Origin of the sequence: Pseudomonas sp. SL4(2022) (assembly GCF_026625725.1) — a bacterium.
In the GTDB taxonomy this organism is placed as follows: domain Bacteria; phylum Pseudomonadota; class Gammaproteobacteria; order Pseudomonadales; family Pseudomonadaceae; genus Aquipseudomonas.
The window spans coordinates 1,389,350-1,405,889 of the sequence record NZ_CP113060.1 but is presented as its reverse complement, the minus strand read 5'-3'; the positions used below and the strand labels follow the sequence as shown (position 1 = coordinate 1,405,889).

Annotated in this window: 16 protein-coding genes and 1 tRNA gene; 13 read left to right on the top strand and 4 right to left on the bottom strand. The window is 57.4% G+C overall.

The genetic code is table 11. The features are described 5' to 3' along the window. The first annotated feature begins 48 nt into the window (after positions 1–48). The 13 genes from OU997_RS06760 to OU997_RS06700 all read left to right on the top strand — a co-directional run bounded on the left by OU997_RS06760 (position 49) and on the right by OU997_RS06700 (position 13,406). The gene (locus OU997_RS06760) at positions 49–1,089 is read left to right on the top strand and encodes a dTDP-glucose 4,6-dehydratase (RefSeq protein WP_108489334.1); all 1,041 of its coding nucleotides are present in this window, start codon (positions 49–51) and stop codon (positions 1,087–1,089) included. Between the two features lie 56 nt (positions 1,090–1,145). Beyond that, positions 1,146–2,633: an exopolysaccharide biosynthesis polyprenyl glycosylphosphotransferase gene (locus OU997_RS06755; RefSeq protein ID WP_267809476.1), complete on the top strand. Its 1,488-nt coding sequence runs from the start codon at positions 1,146–1,148 to the stop codon at positions 2,631–2,633. 1 nt (position 2,634) lies between these two features. After that, positions 2,635–3,567: a glycosyltransferase family 2 protein gene (locus OU997_RS06750; protein WP_158271583.1), complete on the top strand. Its 933-nt coding sequence runs from the start codon at positions 2,635–2,637 to the stop codon at positions 3,565–3,567. Continuing rightward, on the top strand, positions 3,564–4,388 hold the full coding sequence (locus OU997_RS06745; RefSeq protein WP_267809475.1) for an NAD-dependent epimerase/dehydratase family protein: 825 nt from the start codon (positions 3,564–3,566) through the stop codon (positions 4,386–4,388). Before OU997_RS06750 ends, OU997_RS06745 begins: the two co-directional genes overlap by 4 nt. A gap of 1 nt (position 4,389) precedes the next feature. Then, positions 4,390–5,346 (top strand): glycosyltransferase family 2 protein, encoded by a 957-nt coding sequence (locus OU997_RS06740; protein WP_158271582.1) that lies wholly within the window; start codon positions 4,390–4,392, stop codon positions 5,344–5,346. Further along, entirely contained in the window at positions 5,336–5,620 is a 285-nt protein-coding gene (locus OU997_RS06735; protein WP_267809474.1) for a hypothetical protein, read from the top strand. The genes OU997_RS06740 and OU997_RS06735 overlap by 11 nt, the downstream gene beginning before the upstream one ends. Positions 5,621–5,661: 41 nt before the next feature. After that, the gene (locus OU997_RS06730) at positions 5,662–6,798 is read left to right on the top strand and encodes an O-antigen ligase family protein (RefSeq protein WP_267809473.1); all 1,137 of its coding nucleotides are present in this window, start codon (positions 5,662–5,664) and stop codon (positions 6,796–6,798) included. Beyond that, positions 6,795–8,051: a glycosyltransferase family 4 protein gene (locus tag OU997_RS06725; protein WP_108489328.1), complete on the top strand. Its 1,257-nt coding sequence runs from the start codon at positions 6,795–6,797 to the stop codon at positions 8,049–8,051. The genes OU997_RS06730 and OU997_RS06725 overlap by 4 nt, the downstream gene beginning before the upstream one ends. A gap of 105 nt (positions 8,052–8,156) precedes the next feature. After that, a complete protein-coding gene (locus tag OU997_RS06720; RefSeq protein WP_108489327.1) occupies positions 8,157–9,275 on the top strand; it encodes an acyltransferase family protein in 1,119 nt (372 codons plus the stop codon). 29 nt (positions 9,276–9,304) lie between these two features. Then, positions 9,305–9,925 (top strand): CpsD/CapB family tyrosine-protein kinase, encoded by a 621-nt coding sequence (locus OU997_RS06715; protein ID WP_146180712.1) that lies wholly within the window; start codon positions 9,305–9,307, stop codon positions 9,923–9,925. Between the two features lie 63 nt (positions 9,926–9,988). Beyond that, positions 9,989–10,726 carry a polysaccharide biosynthesis/export family protein gene (locus OU997_RS06710; protein WP_158271580.1) on the top strand — a complete coding sequence of 246 codons (738 nt, stop codon included), beginning with the start codon at positions 9,989–9,991 and terminating at the stop codon, positions 10,724–10,726. Between the two features lie 38 nt (positions 10,727–10,764). Further along, on the top strand, positions 10,765–11,892 hold the full coding sequence (locus tag OU997_RS06705; protein ID WP_146180711.1) for a hypothetical protein: 1,128 nt from the start codon (positions 10,765–10,767) through the stop codon (positions 11,890–11,892). Next, on the top strand, positions 11,889–13,406 hold the full coding sequence (locus OU997_RS06700; protein WP_108489323.1) for a GumC family protein: 1,518 nt from the start codon (positions 11,889–11,891) through the stop codon (positions 13,404–13,406). Before OU997_RS06705 ends, OU997_RS06700 begins: the two co-directional genes overlap by 4 nt. A gap of 69 nt (positions 13,407–13,475) precedes the next feature. Here OU997_RS06700 and OU997_RS06695 read toward each other — a convergent pair. From OU997_RS06695 to OU997_RS06680, 4 genes are all read right to left on the bottom strand, one after another. Continuing rightward, positions 13,476–13,551, bottom strand: a tRNA-Thr gene (locus OU997_RS06695). A gap of 249 nt (positions 13,552–13,800) precedes the next feature. Next, a complete protein-coding gene (locus OU997_RS06690; RefSeq protein ID WP_267809472.1) occupies positions 13,801–15,075 on the bottom strand; it encodes a methyltransferase in 1,275 nt (424 codons plus the stop codon). A gap of 36 nt (positions 15,076–15,111) precedes the next feature. Beyond that, the gene (locus OU997_RS06685) at positions 15,112–15,801 is read right to left on the bottom strand and encodes an ABC transporter permease (RefSeq protein ID WP_108489321.1); all 690 of its coding nucleotides are present in this window, start codon (positions 15,799–15,801) and stop codon (positions 15,112–15,114) included. After that, the gene (locus tag OU997_RS06680; RefSeq protein ID WP_267809471.1) at positions 15,798–16,493 is read right to left on the bottom strand and encodes an ABC transporter permease; all 696 of its coding nucleotides are present in this window, start codon (positions 16,491–16,493) and stop codon (positions 15,798–15,800) included. The genes OU997_RS06685 and OU997_RS06680 overlap by 4 nt, the downstream gene beginning before the upstream one ends. Positions 16,494–16,540 lie beyond the last annotated feature (47 nt).

The following is a 16,540-nucleotide window of genomic DNA, read 5'->3' as shown; positions in this document are numbered from 1 at the left end:
TAGAGGCGGGTGTGCACTCGTCCTGGTGGGTTCGGAGAGGGATTTAATATGCGCAAAATAGTGATTACGGGCGGTGCAGGGTTCGCGGGTTCACATATTGTTGATGAGGCCTGTTTGCAATATCCGGATGCGCGCATTGTGGTGCTGGATAAAATGACTTATGCCGGTGATGTAAGAAATATTTCCCATCATGTTTTCTCCAATCGGGTGCAGTTGCTGGTGGGCGATGTTGCCGATCTGGAGTTCTGCTGCAGGGCGGTAAAAGGTGCAACTCTGGTGATCCATGCCGCTGCCGAAAGTCATGTGGATAATTCATTTGGCAACTCGTTGGAGTTCACCCGAACCAATGTTTTGGGTACCCACAGTTTGATGGAAGCGTGCCGCCAGGAGCGTGTGGCCAAGGTGGTGCATGTCAGCACTGATGAGGTTTACGGTGAGGTGATGGATGGTGCAGCGGTCGAAGACGATGTGCTGCGTCCGACCAATCCCTACTCATCCTCCAAGGCTGCTGCAGAGATGATTCTGCGTGGTTACATTCAGTCGTATCACGAGCCAATCGTGGTTATCCGGGCAAACAACCTATATGGCATTCGCCAGTTTCCGGAAAAGATCATTCCTCGGTTCATTTGCCACATGCTGACGGGGCGTCGTCTGCCTTTGCATGGCAATGGCAGTAACCGTCGGCACTACCTCAGTACGAGGGATTTTGCCCGTGCTGTGTTGTTCATTGCCGAGCGCGGAAAGGTAGGCGAGACCTACAACATTGGTACGTGCGAGGAATATACCAACTTGCAAATGGCTGAATTGATCTGCGACTTTTTTGGTCGTGGAGTCGATGAGGTTGTAGATTTTGTGGCGGATCGTCCCTTCAACGATGCCCGCTACTCGATCTCCTGGGCCAAACTCGAGGCAATGGGGTGGCGGCCTCAACACAGCTTGCGCGATGACCTTGGCATGCTGGCTGATTGGTATGCCAGTAATCTGGATCGCTATGGCGAGTTGTTTGGTGTTGCAGATGCGCCCATCCCGCTGCAATTGGCTGTGCCTGGCGCTGCATTGTCTGATCTGAGTCTTGAGGCAAATACCTGATTGAGCGAAATCGGGTAGGTGTTGGGCTCAGGGAAGGCATATGCAACGGAGGCAAGATGATAGGTTCGAGTGAAGCGCCGGAGCGTTTTTCGCGTGAGCGCCTGAGGCAGTTTCGCCGGCGTAAAGGGTCTGCGTCTGGGCATTCCGTACGACGTTTCGACGCGGCTGCGATGTTGCGGGTGGAGTTGCTGCTATTGCGGGCGATACACGGGCTTTGTGGCGTGTTAGCTGTCGCAGTCGGCTGCGGGCTGTGCGTGCTGGCGGGGCTTGAGGTGCCGAGCGACTGGCGGTTCTGGGGTGTTTTCCTAGGTGTGTTTTTCGCCTGTATGCCTGTGCGGGCCTACAAAAGTCTGGGCCAGCCAACGGTGGCGCGGGCGCTGCTGGTGGTTAGTGCATTGCTTAACGTTGTATTGGCCATCGGCCTGTTGCAAGTGCTTTTGCTGCTGGCCGGCCGACCATTGTTGCCGCCGCCGCTACTCTTCGGACTCTTTTCGTTATTACTGTTACTCGCGCTGCTTGGCCGCCTTTTGTTGCAGCGGTTTGCACATCGCTGGGCGCGTAAGACGCGGCTGGTGGTAGTGGGAGCTGGTGAGCAGGGCGTGATCATTGTTCAGCATATGGCCCAGCATGAGCCGGATATAGACGTGATTGGGTTTATTGAGGACCGTCAGTCGCGGATCGATCCGGCGATCTTGCCTGTTCCTTTGCTGGCCAGTACGGCTGAGCTGGGGTGCCTGCCCAGAGACATCGATGGCGTTGTGATTGCCCTGCCTAACAGTGCAGGGGCGCGGGTTAATGAACTGGCCAGTCTTCTGCGCGCTCAGTTGGGCAGCGTTTATCTGGCTCCGGAAGTGCCGGTGTTGCGTCATACGTTTGCCCGCTGGCCCAAGCAGGGGCCGCATAAAATGATGTTGCTTGGCATGAATCGGTTACCGGTGGAAGGTCGCCTGGTCAAGCGGCTGTTTGATATAGCTTTTGCGGCATGTGCCTTGTTGGTGTTTTTGCCGTTCGGTCTGCTGATTGCCCTGGCAATCAAACTGGAGTCGTCGGGGCCAGTGTTGTTCAAACAGCAGCGCTATGGTCTGCGCAACCAGCTGTTCGGTATCTACAAGTTCCGCAGCATGACCTTTGATCCGCTGGGTGAGAGCAAGGAAATCCGCTTGACGGAGCGCGGTGATAGCCGTGTGACACGGGTAGGCGATTTTCTACGGCGCACCAGTCTCGACGAGTTTCCGCAGTTTATTAACGTATTGCTGGGGCATATGTCGGTGGTAGGGCCGCGCCCTCATCCGCCAGGGGTTAAAGCCGGTGAGCGTACCTACGAAGCGGTCGTGGCGGACTTTGTTGAGCGTTACAAGGTGCGGCCAGGTATTACCGGTTGGGCTCAGGTCAATGGTTTGCGTGGCAATACCTTCACCGAGGAGCACCTGACAGAGCGCTTTTCTTACGACATCCATTACATCCAAAACTGGTCGCTTGAGTTGGACCTGTGGATTGTGCTGAAAACCGTGTTCGGTGGTTTGGGTGGCAAGAATGCATTCTGAAATGACAGAGCGCCTTGCGCGTACCAGTGTTGTGGTACTGACCTTGAATGCCCAGGACTACCTGCCTGCCTTGCTGGCCGCGTTCGCGGTGCTACCTCAAACCGTGCATCGCGTACTGTTTATCGACTCGTCGTCCACTGATGCCAGTGCGGCGCTGATTACTGCCGCCGGGCATCAGTTACACAGCATCAAACGCAGCGAATTTGGCCATGGGAAAACGCGTAATCTGGCTCTTCAGCTGTGTGCCGATAGTGAGTTCCTGGTTTATCTGACGCAGGATGCCTGTCCGAGCGGCACTGACTGGCTGGAGTGCCTGCTACAGCCCTTCGAGGATGACGCTGTTGCCCTGGTGTATGGCAGGCAATTGGCTCGCAGCAATGCCAGCCTGTCGGAGCGCTTTGCCCGTGAATTCAATTATCCGGCCACAGCTGAGCGCAGCATGTTGGCTGACTTGCCGGCGCGCGGCATCAAGGCCGTGTATTGCTCCAACTCTTTTGCGGCTTATCGACGTGCTGCTCTGGCGGACGTCGGCGGCTTTCCCGAGCGATTGCCACTGGGGGAGGATATGGCGGTGGCGCTGCGCCTGCTGCAACGGGGCTATGCCCGGGTTTATCAGCCACTGTCATGTGTCGTGCACAGCCATGACTACAGCGTATGGCAAGAGCTCAAGCGCTATTTCGATATCGGTACGTTGATGGCAATGGATGATGAACTGCGCAATGTGCGCCTGGCCGCGTCGGGAGAGGGCTTGCGGTTTGTACGCGCTGAGTTGGCCGCTGCCTGGGCACATAGCCGTTTGGCTGAGGTGGTGGGTATTTTCATTCGCACCTTCGGCAAGTACTGCGGTTTCGCATTGGGATTGCGTTACCGATACCTACCAGTGGGCCTGCGTCGACGTTTGAGCATGCATGCTTTCTTCTGGAGTGAGTCATGAGCATTGCTGTGGTGGGCGGCACTGGTTTTATTGGTCAGGCCTTGCGCGCACAGGCGCAAACGGCGGGTTGGCGCTTTATCGACCGAAGTGCCGCCTTGGCAAGTGATGCATGGTTGGAGGGGGTTGGCTGTCTGATTAATTGCGCATTCGATAGCGCTCTGAAAGCACAACCTTACAGCTCTGACCGTGATGTCGATGTGCACTTGGCCAGCATGCTGCAGCGTCATCCTCAGGTCCATTATCTGATGCTCAGCTCGCGGATGGTGTATGGCCCGGCCGGCCATGATGGTCGATTGCACGAAGCGTTGCAGCCACAGCCGTTGAATCTGTATGGCCGCGCCAAATGGACCAGCGAGCAAGCGCTGCGCGTATTGCTCGGCGAACGTCTGACGGTGCTGCGGCTGAGCAATGTCTGCGGTTATGAGCCAGTGCCGGGGCGGCGTAGCTTCTTTGCCATGGCCATGTCCAGCTTACGTGACCAGGGGCGCATTGTGCTGGACATGAGCCCTTTCGTAGAACGTGACTTTCTACCGGTAGAGGTTCTGGCCGAGGCATTGGTGGGAATTGCCGAGCAGCCCCAGGCGGGTTTGTTCAATCTTGGCGCAGGTCATGGGGTGGCCTGTGGGCGGGTCGCGCAGTGGTTGATCGAAGGGTATGGCGGCGGTGAGTTGCTGGTTAACAACCTTCGCGAATATGACCCGTTCTGGCTGGATATCCGCAGTGCTAGCGAGGCTTATGGCTTTGCCGGGGTTAGCCCCGCGTTCGTGCGTGACTATTGCCTGGGTTTGGGGCGGCGCATGCGAACAGGGTTGGAGTCCTAATATGAGTTGCTTGACCGTCTCTATCGTCAACTACAAAACCGCGCAATTGGTCGTCGAGTGTGTCGACTCGCTTAAGCGGTTTGCTCCGCTGCGTGCTCGTCTGGATATCGTGGTAGTCGATAACGCATCTCAGGATGGCAGCTTATCGGTGATTGCCCAGGCCCACCCGGATGTTCGGCTGATTGATGCAGGTGCCAACCTGGGGTTTGCGGGAGGCAATAATTTAGCGTTGCGCGCTTGTCGCAGTGATTATGTGTTGCTGCTCAATAGCGATGCGCTGGTGGAGGCCGGTACGCTCGATGGCCTGCTGCAGGCGCTGGAGCAAAATCCACAGGTGGGAGTGGTGAGCCCGCGGGTGGTGAATGCCGATGACGGGGCTGACCAGGACTACCCCAGCCGCTTCCCCAGTCTGCCGGAAATGTTTCGGCGCGCCTGGCATGGCCCGCAGTACCCCGCTGCAGGGCACACCGAGCCTTTGGCTCTAGAGCGTTTGCACGGTGCCTGCATGCTGCTGCGCGGTGAATTGCTGGGCAATGTGGGGCTGCTCGACGATGGTTTTTTTATGTATGACGAGGATGTCGACTGGTGTGTGAGGGCGCGTAGTAAGGGCTGGCAGTTATGGTTGCTGCCGCAGTTGCGTGTATTGCACCACGGCGGTAAGTCATCCGGGCGGGCACCGAGTGGGAGACGGGCTCAGCTCGAACTCAGCAGTACGGCCCTGCGTATGCGTTATGAGCTGCGCCGCAGCCGTTATCGCTTGTACCGCAAGCACCGCAGTATTGCCGAGCTACTTCTGCTCAAGGGTTTGACCGATCTCGCCATGCTGTTCGCCAGCTTGCGTTTGCTGCTGCGTTGCATACGACCGCAGCAGCGTCCGGCAGCCCTCGCCTTGCTGCGAGCTAACCTCCAGGTGATGGCGCTAAACCCCTTCGTCAAGGTGGATAGGCATGGTGCTTAAGTCACTGCTGCAGCCGGCCAGCCTGAGCTGGCGGGGCGTGGTATTGGCCGTGCCGTTGGGCTTTGTTATGGCTTTGTTGACCGTGCTCTATCCCTTGCCGGGTATGGTGCTTGCAGCTTCCCTGGGCGGTTGCCTGCTGCTGAGCAAGCAGCCGCAGTATCTGCTGGTATTGTTTGTGATCAGTCTGGCCATTCCCATCCAGAAAAGCCTTGCCGGTCTACCTCTAAACGCGGCGGACGGGCTGCTGGTGGTCTGGGGGGGCTCTGGTTGTTGATGCTGCAGCGCGAGCAAGCGCCGCTATTTCAGGACATCCGGGTGCCTATCGTTGTATGGGCCATTCTGCCGTTTCTTCTGGCCAATCTGTTGGCTCAGATCGGTTCGATTGCCCAAGGCAGCAGCTTGAAACAGGTGCTGCGCATCGTTGAGTGGTTTGTCGTGCTCCCCATGTTGCTGTTGGTATTTCGTCCGGATGAGCGTTTCTGGCGTTTTGCCGCGGTAACCATGCTGTTGGTGCCTTGCCTGTTTGCCATCGATGGCTTGTATGAGCTTGCTAGCAATGGTACGCGTCTGACCGGCATGCTGGGGATCCCCGTGCCGATCCCTGAAGGAGACATGGCGCAAATTCGCCACACCTTTGATATTTCCGGGCGGGCCGGCAGTGCGTTTGGTGGCGCGCAGGGCTTGGCTATGTATCTGGTGATGAGCATGAGTGTGGCCATTGCCTTTCTTTTCCGTGCGCCACGGCCCGGCATGCGCCTGCTGGCCGGGTTATGCCTACTGATCTGTCTGGCCGGGCTTGCGGCAACCAAGTCTCGCGGCGGCTTACTCGGCGGTCTGGCTTTGCTGCTGGTCATGTTGTTGGTCATGCGGCCAGCGCTGTGGCGCTGGTTGGTGCTGGTTGGCGGTATCGCTGCACTGGTCATCGTACTGACTGTGGCCATGTTGCCAAATTGGGATGGCAGTATTGCCGGGCTGGTTCCTGGCCGTCCGGAGGCGGTGCTTGATCGGCTGATTATCTGGGGGGTAGCCCTTGAGGTGTTTCAAGAAAACCCACTATTTGGTGTGGGGTTGGGCAACTTCCGCGATGAGTTTTTCTCCCGCGAGGTGTGGCTCAACGTTGAGTTAGGTTATCCCTCGCTGCATGCCCATAACACCTACCTGGAAATTCTTGCCGGCACCGGTCTGTTCGGCCTGCTGGCCTACCTGGCGTTCTTGCTGATGATGGCCCGGCATTTATTAAAGCGTTGGCGGGGGCGCCAACAGGATAATTCATCGGTTTTTACTCTGGCGGCTATCGGCACCCTGGCGGCTTACATGGTGTTCGCCATGGTCGACATGCTGCTGTTGCAGAACATGCATTTCCTGCTGGTGCTGCTCCTGTCTTTGGGGCTGAGCAATCCAGATGCGGCGGCTGTGGGCATGGCTGTAACTGTGCATGAGGACGCACGATGAGGGTGTTATTGCTGGTCGAGACGCTGTCTATTGGTGGCTTGCCGAACTACGTGCTGGAGTTGGCCAGGGCCTTGAGTGAGCGTGGTGACCAGGTGGCTCTGGCGCATGGCGGTGGGGTGGTGCCGGAGTACTTGGATTGCCGGGGGGTTGAGTTGCTGGCGCTCAGCCCGCAGGGTTTTGACCATCCCTATGACCTGATGCAGAGCCTGCAGGCGATTCGTAGCTGGCGTGCCGATGTACTGCACGTACATTTATGCAGTGTCTTGCCGCTTTTGCAGGCCCTGCCGTCGTTGGGGATTCCTTTGCTGCGCTCGTTTCATGACTACACCTCGATGTGCTTGCGTCGTGGTCGTCGGCGTTTCCCCGGCGATCGTTGCCCGCGTGCGTTGGGCTGGTCCTGCATTACGCAGGGCTGTTTGATCGGTGCCCCAAAGCCCGGTAGTCGAGTGCCTGGGCTGCAGAATCTGCCAGCAAAAATGGCTGAAAGAGACCTCTATCAAGGATTCTCGGGTGCCGTTGTCGGTAGTCAGCATATGCGTCGAGTGCTGCTGGTTAACGGCTTTGAAAATGCACGCGTACAAGTGGTGCCTTATTTCAGCCGGTTTGATCAGCAAGCCCAGGGGTTGGCCTCGATGGGTGAAGCCAAGGCGACAGGCGTGCCTGGTCGTGAGCGTCCATTGCGCCTGTTATTTACCGGTCAGGCGGTCAAGGGCAAAGGCCTTGAAGTGTTAATCAAGGCCCTTGCACAGGTGCGGGGTGATTGGCGCCTGAGCGCTATTTCGTCTGGTCCGCGCTTGGCGGTTGCCAAAGCCATGGCCCAGCGCTACGGCATTGCCGGGTATATCGATTTTATTGAGTGGTTACCGCAGGAGGCGTTGGCTGGCCATTACCGCGCGGCAGATCTGTTCGTGTTGCCATCGGTGTGGGATGACCCGGGTCCCCTGGTTGGTATTGAAGCCATGTCATTTGAAACGCCAGTCCTGGCCTTTGCGGTCGGTGGCATTGCCGACTATGTGCACGACGGTAAAACCGGGTTGCAGGCGGCTGCGGTTTCTGTGGCGGCGCTGGCACAGGGTCTCCAGCGAGCCCTGGATGGGCATGTTGATTTGCTGGCCCTCGGCCGCGCAGCACGGGAACTGGTCGCGCAGCAGCATTGCCGTAGTCGCCATGTCGATCAGCTGCAACAGCTTTATCGGGATGTTCTGGCAAGTCCTCAGCAGGCCGGTCCAGTGCTTGTTGAGGCGTGTAAGTGAACAGGGGCCAAGGAGAGTGAAGATGCTGCCAAGTCGATCAATTGACGGGATAGTGTTCGGGCAAGGTTGCCTCGGTAAAGGACAGCTGTTGCTGCCGGGATCGCCATGACGGCCATTTTCCGAGAGTTCGCCAGCGTCTATAGCAAGGCATTGGCCAAGCCGGTTGTGCATGCTGGCGAACTGTTGAGTGTGCAGCGCCTGCGCGGTGTGGCGGTGCTTATGGTGCTGCTGGTGCATGTTGAGGACATTGCCCGCAAGCTGCCTGGCTGGGCCGACTTTCATAGTGCCTACGCGCTCAATATCGGCTATTCGGCCCCGGATATGTTTTTCGTGATCAGCGGCTTCATCATGACTTACATAACCTTCACCACCCCTTTCAAGCCGCGCCGTTGGCTGATCAGCCGGTTTATCCGGATTTTTCCGATGTATTTCTTCTTCACCAGCCTGGTGGTCGCCTTATGGTTATTCAATCCGGCGATGACCATGGGCTCTGGCGAGCATGACTGGTGGTCAGTTGCCCAGTCATTGTTGATGTTGCCGCAAGCGGATCTGCCGATTCTTTTTGTCGGCTGGACTATTGAGCATGAGTTGGTGTTCTACGCCACGGTTTTTCTGGTAGCGCGCTTTCTGACATACAACTGGCTTGCCTCGGTGCTGGTGCTGATGTCGGTGCTGGCTTTTGCTAAGTGGTTACTGCGTGAGTATTCGGGCGTGGATTTCTGGGATTTCCACATCCTGTCGCTGTATATCGCACAGTTCGCGATGGGTGCCTGTATCTACCGCTTCTGGTCGACCAGCGACTATTCGGGCTGGCTACTACCTTGCGTGCTCGGCGTGGTGCTGGTGGCGGCCGCTGCTGTGGCTGCTGACTCGGGCACCATCAATCGCGAGCAGCCGCTACGGGTGCTGTTGTTCGGTGGTGCCTACGCAATGTTCCTGCTGGCATTACTCAATCGTGAAAAGCGTATCCGTGCCTCGGGGCGCATGCCGAGTGTGCGTGATGGTTTGGTGCGTGCTGGCGACGCGTCGTATTCGATCTACCTTTCTCATCCTTTCGTGCTGGCATGTTTTGGCAAGCTCTTCCCCTATCTGGAATTGAGTCAGCCATTGGGCTGGCTGGTCGTTCTGGGTGCAGGGCTGGCGACACTGCTGGTTGGTCAACTCACCCACGTATTTATCGAGAAACCCATCATAGAGGTGGGTAAACGGCTGTCGCGCGGTTAGCGTCCTCAGCGAGCTCAAGGGATAGCAATATGAATGCAGTCAATCCTCAAGCAGTACCTCAACCTCTAGTGGGAGATGGCCGTCTGGCGTTGCCCATGCAGGAGCTAATGGCTCGGGTTCTGCGCGAGGCGCGCCAGCGCCAACTCAGTCAGCTGATGATTGTTGGTGTGGCACGTCGGGTCGGTGCCACGTTTATTGCCCAGCAGGCGGCTGAAGAGTTGGCGGCAGCCTTTGGTCAGGTACTGGTGGTGGAAGTGCGTGCTGACGTGAGTGATGACGAAGGTCTGGATGGCGACTTGGAGCGCTTGCGGATTCCGGGCCAGGCGGTCGCCAGAGTGAGCCTGTCGCTGAATACCTGCCTGCGCTTGTTCGGTCTCGGCGGTGACGATACGCAAGAGGTCTTCGGCCATTTGCGCGAGCAATTTGCCCTGGTGTTGTGGGACATGCCTCCGCCGACGGTTTCTCCCGTATCGATGGTGGCCGCCAACTGTATGGATGGCGTCGTGCTGGTGGCTCATGCCAACAGAACCCGTCGCCAGGTCGCGCGCTATGTCAGCCAGCGCTTGCAGGAAAGCGGTGGTGAGCTGCTTGGGGTGGTGCTCAATCGGACTCTCAATTTTATTCCGGATTGGCTGTATCGCTGGTTATAGGGCGTTACCGCAGACCATCGGATCTACGTTGCTAAGGAAGAGTTGCTTATGTGGGGAATGGGCTTGAAATGCAGCCTTGTGTTGTTGGCTGCCGTATTGGCTGCAGGCTGCAGCGCGATCAAGGTCAATCACTTGCCGGGTGCTGAAGGCTTGCCTCTGGTTGGCGGTGATGGCGTTGTTCCCGAGCTCGAGTACCTGATCCGCCCTGGCGATGATCTGGAGATAAAGTTCTTCTACACCCAGGAGCTCAATGAAGCGATCAAAGTGCGCCCTGATGGCTACATCACGCTGCAATTGATTGATGAGCTCAAGGTCGCCGGCATGACGCCCAAGCAGCTGGATGCTGTGTTGACCGATAAGTACTCCAAGCACTTGAAAGATCCCTCTATTGCAGTGATCGCGAGATCTTTTAAAGGCTTTCGCGCTTATGTCGGTGGTGAGGTCTCTGTGCCTCAGGTGGTCTCACTGGACGGTGGGATGTCGGTTATTCAGGCCATCTACCGCGCTGGCGGTACGCTACCTACCGCCAATATGGAGTCGGTTATCCTGATTCGCAAAGGCCCCAACGGTGAGCCAATCCCTTATCACCTGGACCTCAGTGATGGAGCCGTCGAACAGAGCAAGGTCGACTTGCAGGTGGCGCTATCGCCTTCCGACGTGATCTATGTACCGCGCTCGCCCATTGCCAATGCCAATCGCTGGGTTCAGCAGTACATCACCGATCTGGTGTTGTTCAAGGGTGTCCAGCTGGGCTTTGGGGTGAGTTATGTGATCGAGCATGACAAGGACGACAATGACTGATGAATAGCCCTACTCTTGCCCGCATCTTGCGTCAGTTGGTGCTGCTGGTGGTGCTGCTGTGCAGCACAGTAGCTAGCGCGCAGGCATTGTCCATCGGCATCAATGCCATGTGGATTCCCGGCGATGAAAGCAGCTTGCGTGCACGCTTCCAGAAGGCCAGGGCGTTGGGTGTCAGCCAGGTCCGGCTGGATTGGGAGTGGCGTCAAGTTGAGGCGGTGAAAGGGCAATACGATTGGCAGGCGCTCGATACTTTGGTGCGGGTGGCCTATGAAGAGCAGATCGAATTGTTTCCGATAGTCCACTATGCGCCAGCGTGGGCCCTACGGCCAGAAAGCAAACCTGATGAGATCTACCAGATGGCACCCGCAGATTCGGCTTTTGCCGACTATGCGCGCTTCCTGAAAGCCTCCATCGAACGCTATGGCCCGAACGGTAATTACCCGCAAACATTCACCCCAATCGTTTACTGGCAAGTCTGGAACGAGCCGAATATCAAGCAGTTCTGGGGGCCAAAACCCGATGCGCCGGCTTTCGTGCGCTTGATGCGTGCGGTGCATGAAGAGACTGCAGGTGTGCGTAAGCAGATCAAACTGGTACATCCAGGCTTGTCGAAGTCCGATCTGATTTTCTTCTGGCAATTGTGGGAGGGCGACGTCGCCTATGGCGAGACCTTCGACATCATGGCCGTGCACCCCTATCTGTTTCATTGGTGGGACGGGATACGCGACCCTGAAGATATGGATCGTGATGTGAAACGTTATGCCGAGCTCGGCGTTGTGGGCAGTCACGATGATCCCGGCTATCTGGGCAAGGTCTTCAATCTGCAGTTGATGATGGACCTCAAAGGCTATCCAGATAAGCCCATATGGATTACCGAGATAGGTTATTTCGTGGCTGACCACCGCTTGGGTGTCACTGATCAGGAGCTTAGTGAGCGCCTGATGGCCACCCTGGAGTTTATCCAGCAGCGTCTGACATCTGCGCCATACGGTCATGGCGTGCGTGGTGATCTGGCGGCTAACGTAGAGCGTGTCTACTGGTTTGCCCTGGAAGACTACCCATCGCCGGATGGCCTGGGTTCTTTTGGCTTATATCGTGCTGATGGCAGTCAGCGCCCAGCTGCCGAGGTTTTCCGCCGTAAAGCTATGCAGGTAAATGCCCGATGACTATTCGTGACATTCTTAATATTTTGTTCAAGCGTAAGCTGGTTGTTGGTTGCTTCTTTCTGGCGGCGTTACTCGGTGGCTTTGCCGGTCTCAAGCTGATCGCTCCGACCTACGAGTCCACCGCGCGTCTGTTGGTGAGAATCGGCCAGGAAGATATCTACATGCCCGTACTGGCAACCAGTCAGTTTCGTACGCCGATGATGTCGGTTGTGCGTGAAGAGCAACTGCATTCAGAGTCGAGCATCCTTACCAGCGGTGACCTGGCGCAGAAAGTGGTGTCTCAGGTGACGCCCCAGCGCCTGTTTCCGGGTATCGATGTGGAGCACCCCTGGTATACCCCAAAAGGGGTGCTGCAATTGGGTCGTGATATCTATCGCGGTCTGGAGGACTACTTCTTTCCTCTTTCCAGTGACCGGACTCTGGAAGGCCAGGCGGTGAATCGCTTTCTGAAGGACCTCAATGCTCAGGCTTTAAAAAGCTCCAATATCATCGAGGTTTCGCTACGCAGTAAATCGCCGGAGTCGGCGATGCTAGGCGTCAATGAACTGGTGCGCCAGTACCTCACCGAGCGCGTGAGGATCTACCAGCGTGAGCAGGCCGGATTCTTTACAGAACAGCTGACGCAGCTTGATAGTCAGCTGGCAGAAACCGAAAAAGCGGTAAACCGTTTCCGTACCGAGAAGCAAATTGTCGACGTGGACAAGCAGCGTAGTCAGCAGATTGAACGCATTAATGAAGTCCGCAAGCACATCGACAGCTTTAAGGTCTCTGTTAGCCAGTCCGAACGTCAGATTGAGGTTCTTCGCTCGCAGTTGGCCTCGGTGCCTGCCACAACCCAGTTGAGCGGTGCCGAAACGTCCAACGGATATGCCATTAGTGAACTGAGCAAGCAACTGGCGGATTTGCAGCGCCAGGAGGCCGATATTGCGCAGCGCTTCTCTGATAATGATCCACGTCTGCGTTCCCTGCGCGAGGAAATCGCGGTGATCAATCGTTTGCTGAAAAGTCAGGAAGGGCAGCGATACACCTCATCAGAGCGTGGCATCAACCCACTGCATGCACGCTTGCGTGATGACCTGATGCAGCATGAAGCCCTGCTTGCCGGCTATCGCCAAGCGCTGGAGAACTGGCTGCAGCTTGAGCGGGAGACACGGGCGCGTATGGACGACCTAAATGGCCAGGAAGCGCAATACAAACATTTAGTCCAGCAGCTGCAAGTACTGCGAGAAACGCGTCAACTGTACCTGGAGAAAACCGAGGAAACACGATTTCTCTCGGCACAGGCTGCAGCCAAGATTGGTAATGTATCGGTAGTTAACTGGGCCACTGTCAGCAATCGCCCGGTCAGCCCCAAGCTGTGGCTGGTACTAGTGGGCGTGCTCGTTGTTGGTCTGATTGGCGGTGTTGGCTTGGCATTTGTCGTAGAGTTTCTGGATGACAGCTTAAAGTCCGATACCGATGTAATGCGTTACTTAAAACTGCCAGTGATCGCCAAGGTGCCCGAACTGGTTTGAGTCAAGAGGTCGGTGAGCCAGCATATTCAGTGTAAAAAAAGCCCCGCATCGCAGCGGGGCTTTTTTATATGGTGCCGGCACCAGGAATCGAACCCGGGACCTACTGATTACAAGTCAGTTGCTCTACCAGCTGAGCTATACCGGCCTTTGAGGGTCGCCATTATATCCATTCATTTGGCCGAGTAAAGCCATCTGTGTGCAGTTCTGTGTTGGCCTCGTTATCAGTGGGCGATGGCTTATGCACATACGCAGTGCATTTGGTACGAGCGTGCGCAAACTTTGTGCGCTGGTTCGCTGTATTTGCTAACGGTATGTTTTTAAAGGAAATACTTTTTAGATCAAAAAATGTCCAGTTAATTGGTGGCGTGAATTGGCGAGCGTTTGCGTGATTTGCTCAGAATCTGTCAACAGAGTTATCCACAGAAGCTGTGGGCAACTGATGTTGGTGTTCGGCCAGTAACAGCAGGTTTCGCGGGCTTTGCTCGGTTGCGCAGAAGGTGCCCAGGCGCACGTTATAGCCCTGCTCCTGAAGAAACAGTGCGCGATCTAGCAGCAGCCAGAGTTCCAGTGGGCGACGGAATAATCCGCGTAAGAGTTCCAGGTTGCGTACTTCGGCCAAGCGTTGCCAGCCTTGTTGCTCCAGGTGCGGCCAGTCATCTCGGGTTGGTGCCGGCAGCTGTTTCAGTGTGGCGAGGTCGCGGCAGTAATCAGCAAAGGGTTTGTCCAGCCAGGCAGCCGGCACGGAAGGCGTAGGTAGGTATTTGTCGATACCGCGGAGTTGGCGTTGCAGTATGTCGAAGGCCAGGCGGCGGGCCATGGATTGGTCGCGCTGACGACGTATACGGGCGCCAGCTGTGACGGTTTCACTCATGGGTAAGCCGAGGTCATCGATGGACAGCTTCAGCGCGGATGCCTGGGCGTTTGCGGACAATGCCTGGTAGTGGGTGCTGTTGATACGGTTATAGCAGCAGGGGGCGACGGCCAGTTGCTGGCAGCCAATCTGGCTGGCGAGTTGCAGCAGGCGTATATGCAGTTCACCACAGGCGTGCAGTGCCACCGGGCAGTGGTGTGCCTGCAAGCGTCTGGCAGCATTCTCAGCCAGTACATCCTGTTGAATATGGGCGGCGCTGATGCCGAGCTTCTGGCTGAGCAACTGGCCGCTGTTGACCAGGTGTGCGTCGTATTCCAGGCAGGTCAGGGTGCCGCCGTCGTGCGCCAGCCGGCGTCCGAGGTGGCCCTTGCCGGCACACCAGTCCAGCCAGTGCTGCGGCGCGTGGGTAAAGCTCAGGCTGCGGGCGAAGGCGTCGATCTGCTGCCACTTGCGTCCCGGCACATCATTGCTAAGGCGTGGGGGCAGAGCGGTGCCTGGTTGTCGAGGTAGTTCACCGATCAGGCTTAGCATGTGAGCCTGGGCGGCCAGTTGCGGGAATGGCGCGGGTGCGGGTAACCGATGCGGCTGATTATGTGCAGCTTCTGCATGCTCCAGGCTTTGCGTCCTGAGCCAGGTGGCCAGTTGCGGGTATTCAGCTTCCCACGGCAGGCCGGTGTGGTACACGAACGGTCGTGGTCGCCAGAGTGCCTGGTGCTCGACCAGAAAACGATCAAGTACGTTGAAGCGCTGCTGCAGGTCAGCGTTTTGCAGGGCTGCGGGGCTTGATGAGGCTGGCATGAGCAATACCGCCCGAGGGGCTAGGCCCTCGGGTAATCAACGGCCCTGGCAGGCGTCGACGCGCAGCCAGCGCTCCAGCAGCTTGAACCCGCGCACCAGCAGGAAGGCGATCAGCAGGTAGAACATTCCGGCCGCGAAGAATATCTCCACGGGCAGGTAGGTGCGGGCAATGATCGTGCGGGCCATGCCGGTCAGCTCCAGCAGGGTCACGGTGCTGGCCAGCGCGCTGGCCTTGAGCATCAGGATCACTTCATTGCTGTAAGCGGGCAGGCCGATGCGCGCGGCGCGTGGCAGGATGATGTACAGCATTGCCTGGGCTCTCGACATGCCCAGTGCGCGCGCTGCTTCGATCTCGCCCGGTGGCACTGCCTGGATCGCGCCACGCAGAATCTCGGCGATATAGGCCGCAGTGTGCATGGTCATGGTCAGGACGGCGCACCAGTAAGGGTCGCGCAGGTAGGGCCAGAGTGGACCTTGGCGTACTGCATCAAATTGCGCCAGGCCGTAATAAACCAGGAACAGTTGCACCAGCAATGGTGTGCCGCGGAAGAAGAAGATATAGCCGTAAGGCAGGGCGCGCACATACCAGTGCCGTGAGGCGCGTGCGATGCCCATCGGTAGCGCCAGGATGAGTCCGGCGATAACGGCGATGGCTACTAGTTCCAAGGTCAGCAAGGCGCCTTCTGACAGGCGTGGCAGCCACTTGATGATCACTTCCCAGTTCATGAGGCACTCCTGATAAAGCCACGGCTGGCGCGTTTTTCGAGGAAGTGCATGCCGATCATCGCCAGTACGGTCAGGCCCAGGTAGATAAAGGCCGCCACCATATAGAAGGTGAAGGGTTCCTTGCTTGCAGTCACGGCGATTTGTGAGCGGCGCATGATCTCTTCCAGGCCGATCACCGAGACCAGTGCAGTGTCCTTCATCAGGATCATAAACAGGTTGCCCAGGCCGGGCAGGGCGATGCGCCACATCTGCGGCAGGATCAGCCGCCAGAAGATTCGTGGCTTGGACATGCCCAGCGCCTGGCCGGCTTCGCGATGGCCTTTGGGTATGGCCAGTATGGCGCCGCGAAACACTTCGGTGGCATACGCGCCGAAGCAGATGCCGAGGGCGATGGTGCCGGCGGCAAAGGCATTCAGCTCAAGGCTTTCGATGCCGAGCAGGTCCGCCAGGTTGCGCATCAGTTGCACGGTGCCGAAATAGATCAGCAACACCCAGAGCAGCTCGGGAATCCCGCGCACGATGGTTGAATAAGTGCCGCCAAGCCACTGCAGCGGCTTGTACGGAGAAGTCTTGGCAAGGGCACCGAGTAGGCCAAGCACCAAACCCAGGCACAGCGCGCTGAGCGCCAGCTTGATGGTCATCAGGGTGCCAGCAGCCAGGGCCGGGCCGAATCCGTAGAGGTCGAAATTCATAGAGGCTCAGAAGCCTGCGCCGCCCCGGAGGGCGGCGCAGTGCCGGC

Coding starts and splice junctions, on each gene's coding strand:
- OU997_RS06740 (WP_158271582.1), top strand. CDS start 4,390: ATGAGTTGCTTGACCGTCTCTATCGTCAACTACAAAACCGCGCAATTG.
- OU997_RS06715 (WP_146180712.1), top strand. CDS start 9,305: ATGAATGCAGTCAATCCTCAAGCAGTACCTCAACCTCTAGTGGGAGAT.
- OU997_RS06760 (WP_108489334.1), top strand. CDS start 49: ATGCGCAAAATAGTGATTACGGGCGGTGCAGGGTTCGCGGGTTCACAT.
- OU997_RS06700 (WP_108489323.1), top strand. CDS start 11,889: ATGACTATTCGTGACATTCTTAATATTTTGTTCAAGCGTAAGCTGGTT.
- OU997_RS06735 (WP_267809474.1), top strand. CDS start 5,336: ATGGTGCTTAAGTCACTGCTGCAGCCGGCCAGCCTGAGCTGGCGGGGC.
- OU997_RS06720 (WP_108489327.1), top strand. CDS start 8,157: ATGACGGCCATTTTCCGAGAGTTCGCCAGCGTCTATAGCAAGGCATTG.
- OU997_RS06745 (WP_267809475.1), top strand. CDS start 3,564: ATGAGCATTGCTGTGGTGGGCGGCACTGGTTTTATTGGTCAGGCCTTG.
- OU997_RS06750 (WP_158271583.1), top strand. CDS start 2,635: ATGACAGAGCGCCTTGCGCGTACCAGTGTTGTGGTACTGACCTTGAAT.
- OU997_RS06690 (WP_267809472.1), bottom strand. CDS start 15,075: ATGCCAGCCTCATCAAGCCCCGCAGCCCTGCAAAACGCTGACCTGCAG.
- OU997_RS06685 (WP_108489321.1), bottom strand. CDS start 15,801: ATGAACTGGGAAGTGATCATCAAGTGGCTGCCACGCCTGTCAGAAGGC.
- OU997_RS06725 (WP_108489328.1), top strand. CDS start 6,795: ATGAGGGTGTTATTGCTGGTCGAGACGCTGTCTATTGGTGGCTTGCCG.
- OU997_RS06755 (WP_267809476.1), top strand. CDS start 1,146: ATGATAGGTTCGAGTGAAGCGCCGGAGCGTTTTTCGCGTGAGCGCCTG.
- OU997_RS06680 (WP_267809471.1), bottom strand. CDS start 16,493: ATGAATTTCGACCTCTACGGATTCGGCCCGGCCCTGGCTGCTGGCACC.